We start from the raw sequence: 16,337 nt of genomic DNA, 5'->3' as shown, positions 1-16,337 counted from the left end.
AGAAGGTAATCGTACTGCCGTGGAAGGGGAGAAAAAAGGTGAGATGGAGAAAAATTTGGCTTATTGCGATTGTTTTTAATGTGCTGTTGCTGTTCCCTTCAATGGATCAAACGATACATGCCTCTTCAATAAAGTTATTTCCTGGTGGTCAATCCGTTGGTATTTCACTGGAGACAAAAGGTGTAATGGTGGTTGGATTCCATGCAACGGATCAAGATTCGATGGATCGGGCTCCAGCGGCTTTAGCAGGATTAAAAATTGGCGATACATTAACCAGAATCAACGGTATTTCTGTCTCGTCAGCAGCCGACCTTTCACAGGTGTTAAAGACAGAATTCAGAGAAAAAAGCTCGGTGCAGCTTGAAGTTACAAGGGAAAGCAAGCAGATGAATGTAGAGGTAACACCGACAGTTAACAAGCAGGGACACCCACAGCTTGGCCTTTATGTGCGAAATCATACGCAAGGAATTGGAACAGTATCTTATATTGATCCAAATACAGGCGCTTTTGGTGCACTTGGTCATGTCGTAACAGACGCTGATACAGGCAAAGTAGTTGATATGCGTATAGGAACTGTACAAGAAACACAAATAGATGATATACAAAAGGGTATAGCAGGTAAACCAGGAGGAAAAATTGCCGTATTTACGAAAAATGGTTTGACATTAGGAATTGTAAAACGCAATACGCCTTATGGAATCTTTGGCACGTTAAACAAAATACCTCCGCATTCTCTTTTTAAAGAACCGCTTCCTGTTGCGAGCCATGGAGAAATAAGGGAAGGGAAGGCAGAAATGCTGACCGTTATTCATGATAATACAATAGAACGATTTGTTATTGAAATTGTCCGGACGAAAACCGAGGCACCTGGTGGAACAGTTGGAATGCTTATACGCATCACTGATCCTGCACTAATCGAAAAAACAGGCGGAATCATTCAAGGAATGAGTGGAAGTCCAATTGTTCAAAATGGAAAGCTGATTGGTGCCGTTACACATGTGCTTGTTCATGATCCAACCTCAGGCTATGCACTTCCAATTGAGGAGATGATTAAACAAAGCGGTCAGAAGGAGATTGGAAAAGAACAGGCAGCATAATTGTCTGTTCTTTTTCCTATTTGCATGCTCGGAATTGTCTGTTACACTAAAGCTATACAATTTACAATGGAAAGCCCTATTTTGTTGAAATATATCGAAAAACAGTGATAAAAAGAGAAAATCGTAGAAAACATATAAAAAATTATTTTTTCGAGAAATAAAAAGGTGATTATTTAACACCTGTCGAAATTGTCATAGAGAAAAGATATTTTCGATTGAGGAGGAAATTTGAGTGGATATAATCAAGGTTTGTATTGTGGATGATAATAGGGAGCTAGTAGCAACGTTAGAACAGTTTATCTCAAACCAACAGGATATTGAAGTCGTTGCAACAGCACATAATGGACAAGATTGTTTGTCAATGCTTGAAGACATTGAAGTAGACGTGCTTATACTTGATATAATTATGCCTCATATTGACGGTCTGGCTGTTCTTGAACGAATGAGAGAGCTTGAACTGCCAAAGCTGCCAAACGTCATTATGCTGACTGCATTTGGACAAGAAGATGTCACAAAGAAAGCAGTTGATCTTGGTGCCTCATATTTTATTTTAAAGCCATTTGATATGGAAAACCTTGTACAAAACATCCGACAAGTACGAGGGAAATCGATTCAAACCTCTCATTCAGCACGCAGGTTCCAACGTGAATCCTCTACAAAGCCAAAGAATCTGGATGCGAGCATTACAAGTATTATTCATGAAATTGGTGTGCCTGCTCACATTAAAGGGTATATGTATTTACGCGAAGCCATCTCCATGGTATATCATGATATTGAACTTCTGGGTTCCATTACAAAGGTGCTTTATCCGGACATCGGAAAAAAATACAATACAACCGCTTCTCGTGTGGAACGTGCCATTAGACATGCCATAGAAGTTGCGTGGAACCGTGGAAATGTAGACGCAATTTCAAATCTTTTTGGTTACACGGTCTCAATCGCCAAATCAAAGCCCACGAATTCAGAATTCATCGCAATGGTGGCGGATAAGCTAAGATTAGAGCATAAGGCGAGTTAATCGCTGCGTGACACGGTTTATTGACGTTCATACGACATGGGAAATACCGATAAATATCCGGGATAAGCCGGTAATTTTTTCGGGAACACTTCGATAACCTATTCGCTTTCTTTTTCGGCCTAACCGCATGAAAAGGAGGGCTTTTTGTTGTCCTCGGAACTCGATTATCCGCTCGATAGCTTTATGTTATTTTGCATTAGTAAAAACCTTTTGAAGAAATCATGCGACCATACAAATGAACATTCTGCCAAATAAGGAATGGCAGATCGACAATGCCTCTAAGGTGAAAACACTGCACATTCGCTCGTATATTTAAATACTTGCAGGAGCTCGGTAAATGTACCGTCACGGTAAGACATTAGTGGAAGTCGCGAAAAAGAAGTTGGCATAACAGATCGCACGCTATATCGCTGGCTCCAGAATGATGAAATTAATAAGGCAGCGGGTAAGCGCATCATTGTGAAGTCAACCGACCAATCACAGGCAAAGATGGAGAAGTAGTGCCGGACCTGTTCTTAAGAGACAGAAATGCCGTATTACTTCACCACAGCATTGGAATACTAACGTATAGGGTTGAGATCGATTATAAGGCAACGCTCACAATCTGGTTGATATAACGTCTATTCAATAAAAAAAGATATCGAAATCGCATATCCTTTTTAAAATAGAGGTATAACATGACATTATTATACAACCTGCTTATACTCTTATTTATGACAGCTGTTGGAGAACTGCTTACACATTATTTTTTTACTAGCAGGGTAAAACATAATGAAATGGTTACGCATTATTAGTTACTCAATATCGGCTTGTGTTGGTTTCATGTTTAGTAGAACATTGAAAGCGCCATATGACATGTTTTCGGAAATCATGTCTCTATCCTATTTAGGTTTAATTATTCTTTCAGCAATTAGACTTTTTATTAAGGCTGCAAGTAGGATCAAATAACTTCGTATGGAGGCTTTGATGGATTTGATTCAAACGGAGGATGAGCAAAAAGGGGGCTACTGTATTAAAGTATTTTATTAATAAGAGTTATTTTGAATATTCTGTTGTCGATCCTTTAGCAAAATAAACAGTTGAATTCACATTAAAATTAGAATATATCGGCGTTTTTTTACTACGACTACTCAGCAAATATATTGATGAAAAATAAGCTCGCGAACGTTGCCATGTGGTCGAATAAATACGTACCTAGAAAAATGCAAAAAAGCCAAGTCGAGTTTATTGACGAGGCTTTGAATGATATTGTAATAATTTAAATCTAAAATACATTCATTACTCTCTTTCCATTTCCCCTCCACAATGTGGGCAATAGTAGGTTTCATGCTCCTCAAACGTTCTTCTGATTGGTTTATAATACTCCCTGTTACAGTGTGGACATTTTGGCTTTTTCTTTCCTGAGAAAAAGTCTATTAGTAGAATGGCAGCGATACCGAGTGAAATTATAATTAATGCTTCCATGACATCATCCTTAATAAATGTAAAATTTAATTGTAAATTCGATCGAATAGATCATAAGAAATTTGATTTTCTAAAGAATAAAAAGTACTTAGTTTTAATCAGTCCGTTGAGGTGGTTGTTCATGTAACTTAGTAAATAGTGAATGGATATATTGATGGTAGAACAGCCACTTGAACTTGCTTAATTTAATTTGCTGTATTGGAGGGGATTCTATATTTTGGATTTAAACGATTACTTAAACCTTTTTTGTGAAATTTCTTGATTTTTTGTATGTATTTCTATTTTACCATTAAATCCGTTTGTGTATGTAATCATGTCCATCCTTCATTCCCTGTTATTAGCTCCATCTCAACATTTTCTTGTATAACGTATTTTTTTATACAGTGCAATGCAGTCTATTCATTTTTAGCTGGCACTAATAAAATTGAGATCAACTATTATGTTAATTATATAATTTATTGCGTTCTTGGTCTATTGAATGCTAATTTGTCCCGTCTAAAAATTGCTGAGATTATTCTAGAAAGAAACGCTCTTCCAAGACGATCACTCTTTTCATTTATACGAAACAAGCTCTTATTCTCCCGCAGGACCAATCGCTTAAATAACATTAGCGCATTGTGAAGAATCATAAAAATAGGATAATAAGTACATAAAAATGATCATGAATAAATAGTAAATTTATGAGATGCTGTTTAAAAATGCTTTTCCTGCACATACTGAAAAAAACTTTGTGTGTGATTAAAAAGGGGGGCAAGAATATGGTTTCAATGAAAGAAGATGACAAGTTTAAAGAAAGACATTTAAAATTATTTAACGAGATCCGCAACAATATTCAATCCAGTATGAAGCAGAAAGGTGTCACATACCAAGAAATAATAAAAACATTTAAAGAGGAGAAATATGGCAGATAAAATCGTTGTAGATACATGTGTTTTTATTCGGGCATTATTCACTCCGGAAGACGATGATGAATGTACTCTTTTTATTAATGCACTGGATCGTTATGATGCAAGGCTCGTTTTTTCTCAATATACGATTGGTGAGCTTCTTTACATGATTAAAAAAATATCCAATGAAATCAACTCTCCATACGAACATATGAGAAAAAAATTAGATTACATTTCTTTCTTATTCCAGCACGCAAAAAGCGTGAATACATCTCACACGAAATCCGATTTTACTGCAACTGACAGAAATGATCAAATGTTTGTGGACGCGGCAGTCGAATCTGATGCGAATCATATTATCACTATCGATTTAAAAAGCGGGATATTGGAGATGCAAGATGCACCGTTTATTCCAATGAAGCCGATCGATTATTTCTTGAAGCATGGAGTAAAGTAAGGATAAGGACAGAACAAAATAATTATTTTTTTGCTGCGGAGACTGTCATTAGCTCCGTTTTTTTGTGAGCTATTTGGAGACTGTCTTAAAGAAATTTGCACTTATCATCATTTATTGCAAAATCCATCATCTGTCGCTCACACCATTTTAGAAATACCAAGCTGGAAAAATGGTAGAATAGTTTAAAGGATCAAAAAATTACGAGCTGCTATATAAATGGTTCGATCAGCAAGTAATTTCATATATTCTACCAAAAGAATCGAGGGATATAGCATGGCTAAAGGATTAGAAAGAAAAACAATTGCCATAGCAGGCTCACGCAAAACGGATGAAATCAGCACATTGATAGAAAAGCAGGGTGGAATACCGATCGTGCGACCTTTGCAGGGAACGGTATTTTTAGCAGAGGAGCAGGTGGAGCCGGATCTACGCAAGTTTGTTGAAACAGGTGCTGATTGGGTCGTTTTGACAACTGGCATTGGAACAAACACATTGCTAGATTTAACAGAGAGAATGAATATTAAGGATTTATTTCTTCAGAGAATACAGGAAGCAAAAATCGCTTCTAGGGGGTACAAGACCTTTTCTGCCCTAAAGAAACTAGGCATTAACCCCGTAGCGGTAGATGAAGATGGGACCACAAGGGGATTAATCAGGGCATTAGAATCTTTTGATTTTTCAGGACAGAGAGTTATGGTTCAGCTGCACGGTGAAAAAGCGCCTGCATTGATTCAGTTTCTGAATGAAAAAGGGGCAACGGTTCAGCAAATTTTACCTTATCAGCACATTGCACCTGAACGCAAAATTGTGTCAGCCTTATGTGATGAGCTGATAAACGATCAAGTCGACGCGGTTTGCTTTACAACTGCCGTTCAAGTAAGAGAGTTATTTGATTATGCCAGAGAAAATGAATATTTGGATAAAATCATTCATGCTTTTAAAAGTCAGACGCTGGCAGCAGCTGTCGGAAAAGTGACAGCAGAAGCGCTTAAGGAAGAAGGAATTGAACGGATGCTGGTACCCGAAAAAGAACGTATGGGTGCTATGGTGATCGAATTATCTCGTTATTATAGTAAGCAGGATATTTAGCACGACTTTTAAGGATGACGGAATAAGGTTATTGAATCCTTTTAGATACAAACAAAAATAGTTCCACTGAATATCAAAACGGGAGAACTATTTTTTTTTTTTTTGAAGCTTATCGATAAAATGTTTTAAGAATCAATTAGTGGGGAAGAGGGTACAGCATGAAAATGTAAGAATATAAAAACACATAAATACAACTGAACATAATATTAAATAACATGCTTCTGTAATCAATTTAGATACCTAATAAATCAACGTAGATACATTATTTATCAGCCTTTAATAAAAGCTGTGGATAATGAACATTCACGTTAAAAAGGATGGGAATTGAATGGAAAAAGATAATAATAAGATGTTTATCTATCATTTTGCACATCGTGAAGGTGAATCCTCCATGTGTAAAATGGAAAAACGATCGATCTTTGGAATCGAGACAAATGAGAATGTCCTAAAAAGTCCAATTGAAATTGATCCCAATAGAAGTCCATTCATTAAGGAACGAATCGAGGTAATGTACGAAGGGGCGGATCTTCAAGATATAATTAATCAAGTTAAAAAAATATTTTTATTCGGACTGACGTTCAATGTGAATCTTATGAAATATAATAACTTGTATCAATTGACAGAAGTGGAAGATGAAAAAAGAGGCTGGATTGCACATGAAGTGGGATTACATATTAACGGTAAACTCGATAGGGTGAATCCAGACCAAGAATTTGGCATTACTGTGATGGATGGACGATGGTATTTTGGGCGGTATAAAAAAAGTAAGACCGTTTGGATCCATCATTCAACATATATGGACTTAAAAGCTGGGACTGTAGGATAAATTGCTTAACAGTATAACCAATTAAAATCGGTCTTTTTTTAGGCGGGTTAATTTTTCTACTCAATTCTCTGGTATGTGCAAACTGTATACTTGAAAAAGATTAAACAATAATGATACCATTCCTCTAAGAACATTGAGGAGTTGAATGATAATTGCCTAATCATATCATGCTAAATGATACAAAAATAAATGTGGATCACTATCAAGATGAGATGGTATCGGCTAGCGGGAAAGAATTGTTGAAAATAGTGGTTGATTTTAAGGTGAACCATGAAGCATATCATGCGATTACAACACTCTTATATGAATTAAACTTTGATGTTTCGGTCCCTGAAAAAAATCTTGCTTTTAGAGGGACAGTTCACAATTATTCAACATCTGTTACCAATTTGTATGAAGAAGATGCGGTAGGGGATTTTCATCTAGAGCTAATTGAACTCAAGCAATAAAGGCAGTTGATTATAATCACACAGGATGTTTCCTTTACGATTATGGGAACATCCTGTGTGATTTTTTGATTGTCTTAAAGAAGGGAGTGTAACGAATTTATGAAGCTGGTGTCTTGGAATGTGAATGGACTAAGAGCAAATGTAGCGAAAGGGTTTTTAACGTACTTTGAAAAAGTGGATGCTGATCTATTCTGTATTCAGGAAACGAAGCTGCAGGAAGGGCAAATAACGCTTGATTTAGAAGGATACGAACAATATTGGAATTACGCAGAAAGAAAAGGTTATTCCGGTACTGCTGTTTTTACAAAGAAAACTCCATTATCTGTTACATATGGTTTGGATCAGGATGATTCTGAGCCAGAGGGAAGAATACTTACATTAGAGTTTGAAGAGTTTTATTTAATTAATGTGTATACACCCAATTCCAAACGAGATTTGACACGGCTTGGCGAACGGTTAGAGTGGGAAGATCGAATACGTCATTATATGATCATATTGGATGCAATCAAGCCTGTTATTTTATGTGGTGATCTGAATGTAGCACATCAGGAAATCGATTTGAAAAATTGGAAATCAAATCGAGGAAATTCAGGCTTCACGGATGGAGAACGTACAAAAATGACAAACTTACTTGAGGCCGGCTTTGTTGATTCATTTCGATATCTCTATCCGGAAAAAGAAGATGTGTATACATGGTGGTCCTACATGAGCAAGGTAAGAGAAAGAAATATTGGATGGAGAATTGACTATTTCATCCTTTCAGAACGATTGGTCTCTTCATTAATCGATGCCCAGGTCCATTCTGAAATAATGGGCAGCGATCATTGTCCGGTGTTTATAGAGATCGAAGTATAAAAGCTATCCTTTTTTGAATCTATTTAACCTATATACATCTTTTCATCTAGCTCAAATAATGGATCGTATAAAATTTGTCTCTTACTTCTAACAGGCTCTTTGCAAGGTGCAAGAGCTAGTGGTTGAAAAGGTACGTTCAATAACCATTATCCTGTTCACCATATGAAGAACATATGGAAAATGGATTGCTTAAAAGGAAAGAGGATGACTTATGCAAATCATCCTCTTTTATCTTTTCTTTGATGAATAGTTTAAGTCTTTAAATAATTGCTGAAGCTCATTTTTGGCTAAATTTCTCCACTGTCCTCGTGGCAAGTCACCCAAATGAATATTCATGATTCGCAATCGTTTTAGACTTCGAACCTCATAGCCAAGTGCTGTGCACATACGGCGAATTTGACGATTCAATCCTTGTGTCAATGTAATGTTAAAAACATTTTTAGATAGCTGATTTACTTTACATGGCAATGTTTTCGTATTTAAAATCTCGACGCCTTCTGACATCTCTTTTAGAAAGGCAGGAGTAATGGGCTTGTCTACGGTAACAATATATTCCTTTTCATGCTTATTTTCTGCACGTAAAATTTCATTTACAATGTCCCCATCGTTGGTCAATAGGATTAAGCCCTCTGAATCTTTATCGAGTCTTCCTATATGGAAAATACGCAATGGATGATTGACGAAGTCGACAATATTTCCTTTTATATGTCTTTCCGTCGTGCTTGTAATCCCAACAGGCTTGTTTAGCGCAATGTAAACATTTTCTTGTTCGGCAGAAATTGGTTTTCCATCGACACGAACATCGTCTCCGTGCTCTGCTTGGCTGCCTAATTCCGCGACAGTCCCATTAATTGTTACTCGGCCTTCGGCAATCCACTTATCTGCTCCCCGTCTCGACGTAACACCTGACTCACTGATAAATTTATTGATTCGCAAAAAAAAGCACACCTTTTAGTTTAGATTTATGTTCTTAAGATAACGCATATTAACCCTTTTGTTCAAGGGCATTCCACAATTATCATGCGGAGTATGGAATAATTCAAGTATAATGAAACAATCTTGATAATGTATTCGTTTATTGAATGCACGTTAAGTTAACAATACAAAGTAAAATGAGGTTAAGACATGAACACTAACAGCTTTAGAGACTTGAATTTAAATGATGACATCGTAAAAGCATTAACAAGCTTACATTATGAAAACCCAACCGAGGTACAAAGAAAAGTCATTCCAGTCGCCTTAGAAAAGAGAGATTTAGTTGTAAAATCTCAAACAGGAAGCGGGAAGACAGCTGCCTTTGGTATTCCGATATGTGAAATGTTGGAGTGGGAGGAGAATAAGCCTCAGGCACTAATTCTTACGCCGACTAGGGAGCTTGCTGCTCAAATTAAAGAAGATATAACGAATATCGGAAGATACAAACGAATTAAAGCTGCAGCGATCTATGGCAAACAACCTTTTTTACATCAAAAAACGGAATTAAAGCAAAAAACACATGTGGTGGTAGGGACTCCTGGAAGGTTATTAGACCATATTGAAAAAGGGACTCTCGCTTTAGAGCGATTAAGCTTTCTTATCATTGATGAAGCAGATGAGATGCTGAATATGGGCTTCATCGACCAGGTGGAAGCCATTATACAAGCGCTGCCGACAGATCGTGTGACGATGCTCTTCTCGGCAACATTACCAGAGGATATCGAAAATCTCTGTCATCAATATATGAAAAATCCAATTGAAATCGAAATTGAGGCTTCAGGGATTACGAATAATACAATTGAGCATATTTTATATGATGTAAGTGATGAGCAGAAGCTTTCTCTTCTTAAAGATATAACGACAGTTGAAAATCCTGACAGCTGTATCATTTTCTGCCGTACGCAAGACCAAGTAGATTTTGTGTTTCAGCAACTAAATCGATCCAGCTATCCGGTTGACAAAATTCATGGGGGATTAATACAAGAAGATCGGTTTGCTGTAATGAATGATTTTAAACGAGGAAAATTCCGCTACTTAATCGCAACAGATGTAGCTGCAAGAGGAATTGATATCGACAGCATTACCCTTGTGATCAACTATGATCTGCCACTAGAAAAGGAAAGCTATGTTCATCGTACAGGAAGAACTGGACGAGCGGGAAAATCGGGAAAAGCCATCTCTTTTGTAACACCATATGAGGAAAGGTTCCTGGCAGAAATAGAAGAATACATTGGTTTTGAGATCACTAAAAAAAATGCTCCTTTAAGAGAAGAAGTGAAAAGAGAAAAACCAGCCTTCGAAGAGAAAATAAATGCTCAACCCATTCTAAAAATAGATAAAAGTGCTCAACTAAATAAAGAGATCATGAAGCTTTATTTCAACGGTGGAAAGAAAAAGAAAATAAGAGCAGTAGATTTTGTAGGGACCATTGCAAAAATTAATGGTGTAACAGCTGCTGATATTGGCATTATCACCATTCAGGAAAATGTATCGTATGTTGAAATATTAAATGGAAAAGGCCCGATGGTTTTGCAGGCAATGAAGAACACAACAGTTAAGGGAAAGGTGTTAAAAGTCCACGAGGCAAAGAAATAAGCTTTTAAGGCAGCAATTTGTTACAATTGATTCAATGATGAGATCCAGAACTATCCTCTTTATTGGTGAGGAAATAGGTCATCACAATGGCTCAGAAAGTAATCTTTATGCAACAGAAATTATGAAATACGAGATCATTTAAATGATTTAATACAGCTCTCTCTGAAATAGTGTAAATACTTACGAGATTTTCTGTTATCGGGAGTAGTCAAAAAACAACGCAAAAGTGATTATAGTAATATTTTTATAAGCTATAGCTCTATAATCATGTTAATTAATGTTCCAAATGGATTTTTTAACTGGCACAATCCTTTATTAAGGGTTGTGCTCGTTTTGCATTTGAGGACAATTCTTAGTTACTGTATTAAATGGCAGGATAATTGATGAAGAATTTCAAGAGAGAGAATTTTTAAAATTACTTGTTGTTACTCTTTATAAACGAGCCATTAAAATATATGAAAAGATTGGATTTTATAAAATAGAGGAATTCGAAAATGAAATTAGAGGTAAAAGATATTGAAAAGAAAGGGAATTTTCTAACACCCCTAAGCGTACTTTTGTATGAAATGGTACATGGCTCCAATCATTCCTGCGTCATTTTGATGTTTACAGGTTTCAACAGGAATCTTAATATCTTTCCACCAATAGAGCTGGTCAAGTTGATCGTTTATCTTACTTAACAAATCCTGTTGAGCGATGACTCCGCCGCCAATTAATATCTTTTGTGGGTTTAAAGTTGCTGCTAGGTTATAAATTCCATAACTAATGTTTTTAATCCAGTCATCAATGAGTCTTCTAACTGCCATATTTTCAACAGATTCTAAAAAAACAGTCTCTCCATTTATGCTTTCAGATTCACTAATGCCTTTGAGTTTTTTATAGGATCTGATTAAGGCAGTAGTAGAAGCATTGTTATGCAATACACTGTTATCCATTTTAGCCTGGGTAATCATAAAACCAAATTCACCGCTTCTAAAACTGTGACCATGTAAAAGTTTCCCATTGATAAAAATCCCCCCACCAATTCCAGTGCCAATTGTCACACAGATAAAATCAGTACATTTTTGTGCATTACCACTATATTTTTCTGCTAAAGCAACACAGTTTCCATCATTTTCGATTTCAACGTGTAGAGTTATTCTTCTTTCTAATAACCTTTTAAGATTCTGATTATCTAGTACTGTTACAGACCCGGCTCGTTCTGAATAACCTGTACGGGGGTTAATAAAGCCTGGCAAACTAATCGCAACACCGCTCACATTATGATTTCTTGTATACAAATCAATGGTATCTACCATTTCTTTTAAAAATAGTTCTAGATTTGTGGACTTGGAATCGTAGCTATCTTTTGAAAGAATAGTTCCATCCTCTAATAATAGTCCGTGCTTTACTTTTGTCCCGCCTACATCAAAGGTGATATACTTTCTCACTTTTCTTCCTCCCAGTCTTAATGTTGTTTTACTATTTAAAAATTCAATTCATACTCTCGTTGTTACAAGGGTGAGGCATAAAGAGAGTAGAAAAAGCAAAGTGGTCCAAATACTATTCATCGACAAGAGAAAAGGCAGGGAAAATAGTTAATCTAATGATGAGGCTCCGTAAATGATAACTTAATTCAGAATCAGGATTATTCGTTTACACAGTACTATTATTTTTGTCATCACACCATTCAGCCATTTTATTTATCTTTGCATAGCTGTATTTTTTACTATAGTACGTTAACAATTTTCCCCTCCTCTGAAGTTGGTTTCTGGAATTCTTTGAAGATTTGTTTCAAAACATTTTCAGTTAATCGATTCAGTGCTCTGTTACGTTCTTTACACGTTTCAAAATCAGTATCAACGTGGAAAATTTCCAATGTAAGTCCAAATTCCTTAGCAACACGTATCCATCTTTTACGTCGTTCTCTCGTTCTATTTGTTGTATCAACAACCACTTTATGTCCACTTTTTAGAAATGAACGGACCATAAGTTCAGTGCTTTCCCACACGAGCGGTTCAGCCTCAGCTTTATAAATTTGGCCATGTAAAGCCAGCCTGAGATCATCTAGAGATACACGTACCCACCCTTGGCTCTGAAGAATTTTTGCGAATGTTGATTTTCCGCTTAACGGCATCCCACACATAATACCCAGTTTCACGCTACATCTCTCCTAGATCAAATTCTCACTTGCACTCTACATGATACTTATACAACACAAGTTTATTTAAGCATCAAGTGCTTCTACTTTATTAAATGCGAGCGAGCGTTGATTTGAAAGGGACAATTAACAGGATGAATATACTAAATTTCTATAGGTAATACCTTTTAGCTTACTGCCGGAAAAACCCGGGAATTTATTAGCAGAATGACCCTGAATCGTCCAGACCATGCGTAAACTTTAAACATGGTTATGGTTATTTTAAACTGTAAGTGAGCTGTGCTGTTTTATTAAACCCAAATCTCCTATCTCTCTATGGGTTATTGTTTTTAAAATTCTATAAATCGTTTTTTACCGAATTAGTTAATTCTCCTGTAATAATTAATTATTCAGTGGAATCATCATACAAGGCGTTTCAAAATCTCCTATCAAATCACCTAATAAAAAGTCAACTCTCTAAAGCCGCCGATAATCATGTATTACAGTCAATCAATTCAAATCTAGGGCAGTGGCAGGCAATCAATTTTACTTAAAGGGCGCCATCTTTGTGTGGAAACGGTATAATAAATTGATAGAAGCAGACATTAAAAAGGGACTGCGGGTGTTTTTAATTGAATGTAGATAACTAAAAATGTTTATGATTTTTGTTTCATATAAGAGAAAAAAGATTATACAAAAAGACAATAGAAGAAAAGGAGAAATTATGACAAAGAGTAAAGAAACAGGATGGAATTTTGACAACAGTTATGCCCGTCTGCCGAAATCATTGTTTTCCAGCATCAACCCAACGCCTGTACGGTCGCCAAAGCTGATCATTCTCAATCAGCAGTTGGCAAACTCCCTGGGTTTAAACGTTCAGGCGCTGCAAAGCGAAGATGGCATAGCAGTGCTTGCCGGAAACCAGATTCCAAAAGATGCTTTCCCTCTAGCTCAAGCTTACGCGGGACATCAGTTCGGGCATTTTAACATGTTAGGGGACGGCCGAGCTGTGCTGCTAGGCGAGCAGGTCCCGCCCAAAGGTGAGAGGATTGATATTCAGCTTAAAGGTTCAGGCAGAACGCCATACTCGCGCGGGGGTGATGGTCGAGCGGCGCTTGGACCGATGCTGCGTGAATACATCATCAGTGAAGCCATGCATGCGCTTGGTATTCCTACCACCCGTAGTTTAGCGGTGGTGAAAACGGGTGAGTCAGTAATCCGCGAAACCGAGCTTCCTGGTGCCATTCTAACCCGTGTGGCTGCCAGTCATCTGCGCGTTGGTACTTTTCAATATGTGGCAAAATGGGGTACAGTTGAGGAACTCCGGATCCTGGCTGACTATACACTTAAGCGGCATTTTCCAGACGTAGAACCTGATGAGAGCCGATATCTTTCGCTGCTTAAGGAAGTGATCAAGCGCCAGGCTGAGCTTATTGCCAGATGGCAGCTGGTTGGCTTTATTCATGGGGTGATGAACACTGACAACATGACCATTAGCGGAGAAACCATCGATTATGGTCCTTGCGCATTTATGGATGCCTACGACCCGGCAACAGTATTCAGTTCCATTGACATTCAAGGCCGCTATGCCTATGGCAATCAGCCGAATATTGGAGGATGGAACCTCGCACGATTTGCTGAAAGCCTATTGCCGCTGCTGCATGATTATCAAGAAGAAGCCGTTGAACTGGCCCGAGAAGCAATTTCGAGCTATCCAGCTTTATATAACCTCAATTGGCTCACTGGAATGAGAGCGAAACTGGGGATTTTTAACGAAGAACAACAGGATCAAAGCCTTATTGAAGATCTCCTTAGTATGATGAATAAGTATCGTGTGGACTATACGAACACCTTCCGCGCTTTGACCTTTGATACAACGGGGGATAATACTCTGTTTGGCACCGATGAATTTAAACAGTGGGATGAGCTCTGGCAGGCGAGGCTAGGCAGGCAGGAGGAATCGAAAGCCTCCTCGCATCAGTTGATGAGAAATAGCAATCCGGCGCTAATCCCACGGAACCACCGGGTAGAAGAGGCACTAGAAGCCGCAGTGGGACAAGGAGACTACAGCGTGATGGAACGGCTTTTGGACGTTCTTTCAAACCCATACGCTCACTCTAACGTACAGGCAGAATATACCACACTGACGGAGTCAACAACCCCATATCGAACCTTTTGTGGTACCTGATATATAAGCATTAGAGAAACTAGGAACGGTTCTTACTTCTTTTCTCAAAATAGTACAAAGTAATGCTGCTCCTTTTTGGAGTCAGCCTTATTTTTGTTTATTTTTTGCCTTTCTAGTAAGGGTCAGAGTTCCAGGTTTCGGAAACAGTACGAGATGGTAAGGTGAACCGTATCACAAAATAGCATAGTATCAAATTATTCAATACCTTATTTTTCAACAACCAGACCAGATTGTTGAATACCTTTTTCATATGGGATTGGGTATTTGTGTTAAAATCAAGAGATTGCGAAGAGTTGAACTTAAATTAACAGGGCAGGTTAATGAAAGAAGGATATTGAAAAAATTTCGTCTAACATTTAAAGGGAAATGGCACAATCACGAAAAGCCATAAAGTATTTAAATGGTTAATTATAAGAATTAAACTTGGTATTACTCTAAATTTATTAGGAATTTTTTTAATTGGATTAACATTAAGCCTTGTAGAAATAGAAAACATTCTTATGAATATAATAGGAGTTTTATCTATTGTGGCAGGTATCAATACTGTAATTAAAGTGAGCAAAAAATGAACCACTCTCTTAGCTCAACTAACGAATACTTGAATGAAGCGGGAGTTGTCGTAACGGCAGCTCCTTTCGCTTAATGAGCGAGCTAACGGGGTAATTTAGATTCAAAAATTATAAAATAATATATAGGGTGAGATGATGTATTAGTTTGTTCAGTCTTCAGAACTTGTATAATCTATATTGTGTTCTCTTAGCTCATCAGGAAGGATAATAAGCTCGACTTCATTGTAATTAAAATAGTTTTCTTTTATCGTGGATAGGCTGCACTTGGTTGGACAATAAAAATAAGGGCTAGCAGAATAAGACACAACAAGGGAGGAGCGAATCTACTCTGTCCCAAAAAAGAAGAACGTTAACCACAGAATTTAAAAAGCAAGTGATTGCTTTATACGAAAGTGGAAAAAGTCGTCAAGATATTGTCCGTGAATATGATTTAACTGCATCTGCTTTAGACAGATGGATTGCTCAATTTCAACAGTCTGGTTCGTTCAAAGAGAAAGACAATCGAAGCCCTGAAAAACAAGAATTGATTGAGTTAAGAAAAAGAAATAAACAGCTAGAAATGGAAGTCGATATTTTAAAGCAAGCGGCGCTGATCATGGGACGAAAATAGAGGCGATTCAACAAAATCGTTACAACTATTAATTGCAGGTGTACCAGGCTACATCAGGGCTTATCTGCCTACTTTGGTCTGCGAAAATTGAGTTACTTACCATAATTCAGACGAAGATTTACCAAACATTCGGGATGT

The 16,337-nt window shown here is 37.2% G+C and carries 14 protein-coding genes and 1 pseudogene; 11 read left to right on the top strand and 4 right to left on the bottom strand.

Going from position 1 to position 16,337, the window contains the following annotated elements:
* The first annotated feature begins 38 nt into the window (after positions 1-38).
* Together spoIVB and spo0A are read left to right on the top strand one after the other, a co-directional pair.
* On the top strand, positions 39-1,097 hold the full coding sequence (gene spoIVB, locus KP78_RS15330; protein ID WP_052474866.1) for a SpoIVB peptidase: 1,059 nt from the start codon (positions 39-41) through the stop codon (positions 1,095-1,097).
* A gap of 232 nt (positions 1,098-1,329) precedes the next feature.
* Complete coding sequence (spo0A, locus tag KP78_RS15325; RefSeq protein WP_041090224.1) at positions 1,330-2,115, top strand: sporulation transcription factor Spo0A; 786 nt, start codon at positions 1,330-1,332, stop codon at positions 2,113-2,115.
* Positions 2,116-3,393: 1,278 nt separating this feature from the next.
* On the opposite strand, the gene KP78_RS20330 is transcribed toward spo0A, so the two are convergent.
* Complete coding sequence (locus tag KP78_RS20330) at positions 3,394-3,579, bottom strand: zf-TFIIB domain-containing protein (protein ID WP_162835603.1); 186 nt, start codon at positions 3,577-3,579, stop codon at positions 3,394-3,396.
* Positions 3,580-4,337: 758 nt separating this feature from the next.
* On the opposite strand from KP78_RS20330, the gene KP78_RS20155 reads away from it, so the two are divergent.
* The 6 genes from KP78_RS20155 to KP78_RS15300 all read left to right on the top strand — a co-directional run bounded on the left by KP78_RS20155 (position 4,338) and on the right by KP78_RS15300 (position 8,142).
* A complete protein-coding gene (locus KP78_RS20155; protein WP_157841512.1) occupies positions 4,338-4,490 on the top strand; it encodes a hypothetical protein in 153 nt (50 codons plus the stop codon).
* The gene (locus KP78_RS15320) at positions 4,480-4,923 is read left to right on the top strand and encodes a PIN domain-containing protein (RefSeq protein WP_041090223.1); all 444 of its coding nucleotides are present in this window, start codon (positions 4,480-4,482) and stop codon (positions 4,921-4,923) included. Before KP78_RS20155 ends, KP78_RS15320 begins: the two co-directional genes overlap by 11 nt.
* A gap of 273 nt (positions 4,924-5,196) precedes the next feature.
* On the top strand, positions 5,197-6,012 hold the full coding sequence (locus tag KP78_RS15315; RefSeq protein WP_041090222.1) for a uroporphyrinogen-III synthase: 816 nt from the start codon (positions 5,197-5,199) through the stop codon (positions 6,010-6,012).
* A 328-nt stretch (positions 6,013-6,340) separates the two neighbouring features.
* Positions 6,341-6,838, top strand: a complete 498-nt coding sequence (locus KP78_RS15310; RefSeq protein WP_052474865.1) for a hypothetical protein — start codon at positions 6,341-6,343, stop codon at positions 6,836-6,838.
* A 152-nt stretch (positions 6,839-6,990) separates the two neighbouring features.
* A complete protein-coding gene (locus tag KP78_RS15305; protein WP_041090221.1) occupies positions 6,991-7,287 on the top strand; it encodes a DUF3219 family protein in 297 nt (98 codons plus the stop codon).
* 99 nt (positions 7,288-7,386) lie between these two features.
* The gene (locus tag KP78_RS15300; protein ID WP_041090220.1) at positions 7,387-8,142 is read left to right on the top strand and encodes an exodeoxyribonuclease III; all 756 of its coding nucleotides are present in this window, start codon (positions 7,387-7,389) and stop codon (positions 8,140-8,142) included.
* 228 nt (positions 8,143-8,370) lie between these two features.
* Here the strand turns inward: KP78_RS15300 and rluF are convergent, their stop codons facing one another.
* Positions 8,371-9,078 carry a 23S rRNA pseudouridine(2604) synthase RluF gene (rluF, locus tag KP78_RS15295; RefSeq protein WP_041090219.1) on the bottom strand — a complete coding sequence of 236 codons (708 nt, stop codon included), beginning with the start codon at positions 9,076-9,078 and terminating at the stop codon, positions 8,371-8,373.
* Between the two features lie 189 nt (positions 9,079-9,267).
* On the opposite strand from rluF, the gene KP78_RS15290 reads away from it, so the two are divergent.
* Positions 9,268-10,713 carry a DEAD/DEAH box helicase gene (locus KP78_RS15290; protein ID WP_041090218.1) on the top strand — a complete coding sequence of 482 codons (1,446 nt, stop codon included), beginning with the start codon at positions 9,268-9,270 and terminating at the stop codon, positions 10,711-10,713.
* 545 nt (positions 10,714-11,258) lie between these two features.
* Here the strand turns inward: KP78_RS15290 and KP78_RS15285 are convergent.
* Together KP78_RS15285 and KP78_RS18755 are read right to left on the bottom strand one after the other, a co-directional pair.
* Positions 11,259-12,143: an ROK family protein gene (locus tag KP78_RS15285; protein WP_041090217.1), complete on the bottom strand. Its 885-nt coding sequence runs from the start codon at positions 12,141-12,143 to the stop codon at positions 11,259-11,261.
* Between the two features lie 278 nt (positions 12,144-12,421).
* Positions 12,422-12,853, bottom strand: coding sequence for an ATP-binding protein (locus KP78_RS18755; protein WP_052474864.1), 432 nt, complete (start codon positions 12,851-12,853; stop codon positions 12,422-12,424).
* Between the two features lie 703 nt (positions 12,854-13,556).
* Between KP78_RS18755 and KP78_RS15275 the strand changes: the two genes are divergently transcribed.
* Positions 13,557-15,020, top strand: coding sequence for a protein adenylyltransferase SelO (locus KP78_RS15275; RefSeq protein WP_041090216.1), 1,464 nt, complete (start codon positions 13,557-13,559; stop codon positions 15,018-15,020).
* 897 nt (positions 15,021-15,917) lie between these two features.
* Positions 15,918-16,228 (top strand): annotated as a pseudogene (locus KP78_RS15270) (transposase); the annotation flags it as partial.
* Between the last annotated feature and the right edge of the window lie 109 nt (positions 16,229-16,337).

This window comes from Jeotgalibacillus soli (genome assembly GCF_000829435.1).
Lineage (GTDB): Bacteria > Bacillota > Bacilli > Bacillales > Jeotgalibacillaceae > Jeotgalibacillus > Jeotgalibacillus soli.
This window is presented reverse-complemented; position numbering and strand designations above follow the sequence as displayed.

Excerpts from the sequence above, each read along its gene's own strand:
- KP78_RS15315 (WP_041090222.1), top strand. The coding sequence starts at position 5,197 with ATGGCTAAAGGATTAGAAAGAAAAACAATTGCCATAGCAGGCTCACGC.
- KP78_RS15320 (WP_041090223.1), top strand. The coding sequence starts at position 4,480 with ATGGCAGATAAAATCGTTGTAGATACATGTGTTTTTATTCGGGCATTA.
- KP78_RS15300 (WP_041090220.1), top strand. The coding sequence starts at position 7,387 with ATGAAGCTGGTGTCTTGGAATGTGAATGGACTAAGAGCAAATGTAGCG.
- KP78_RS15290 (WP_041090218.1), top strand. The coding sequence starts at position 9,268 with ATGAACACTAACAGCTTTAGAGACTTGAATTTAAATGATGACATCGTA.
- KP78_RS20330 (WP_162835603.1), bottom strand. The coding sequence starts at position 3,579 with ATGGAAGCATTAATTATAATTTCACTCGGTATCGCTGCCATTCTACTA.
- KP78_RS15310 (WP_052474865.1), top strand. The coding sequence starts at position 6,341 with ATGGAAAAAGATAATAATAAGATGTTTATCTATCATTTTGCACATCGT.
- KP78_RS20155 (WP_157841512.1), top strand. The coding sequence starts at position 4,338 with ATGGTTTCAATGAAAGAAGATGACAAGTTTAAAGAAAGACATTTAAAA.
- KP78_RS15275 (WP_041090216.1), top strand. The coding sequence starts at position 13,557 with ATGACAAAGAGTAAAGAAACAGGATGGAATTTTGACAACAGTTATGCC.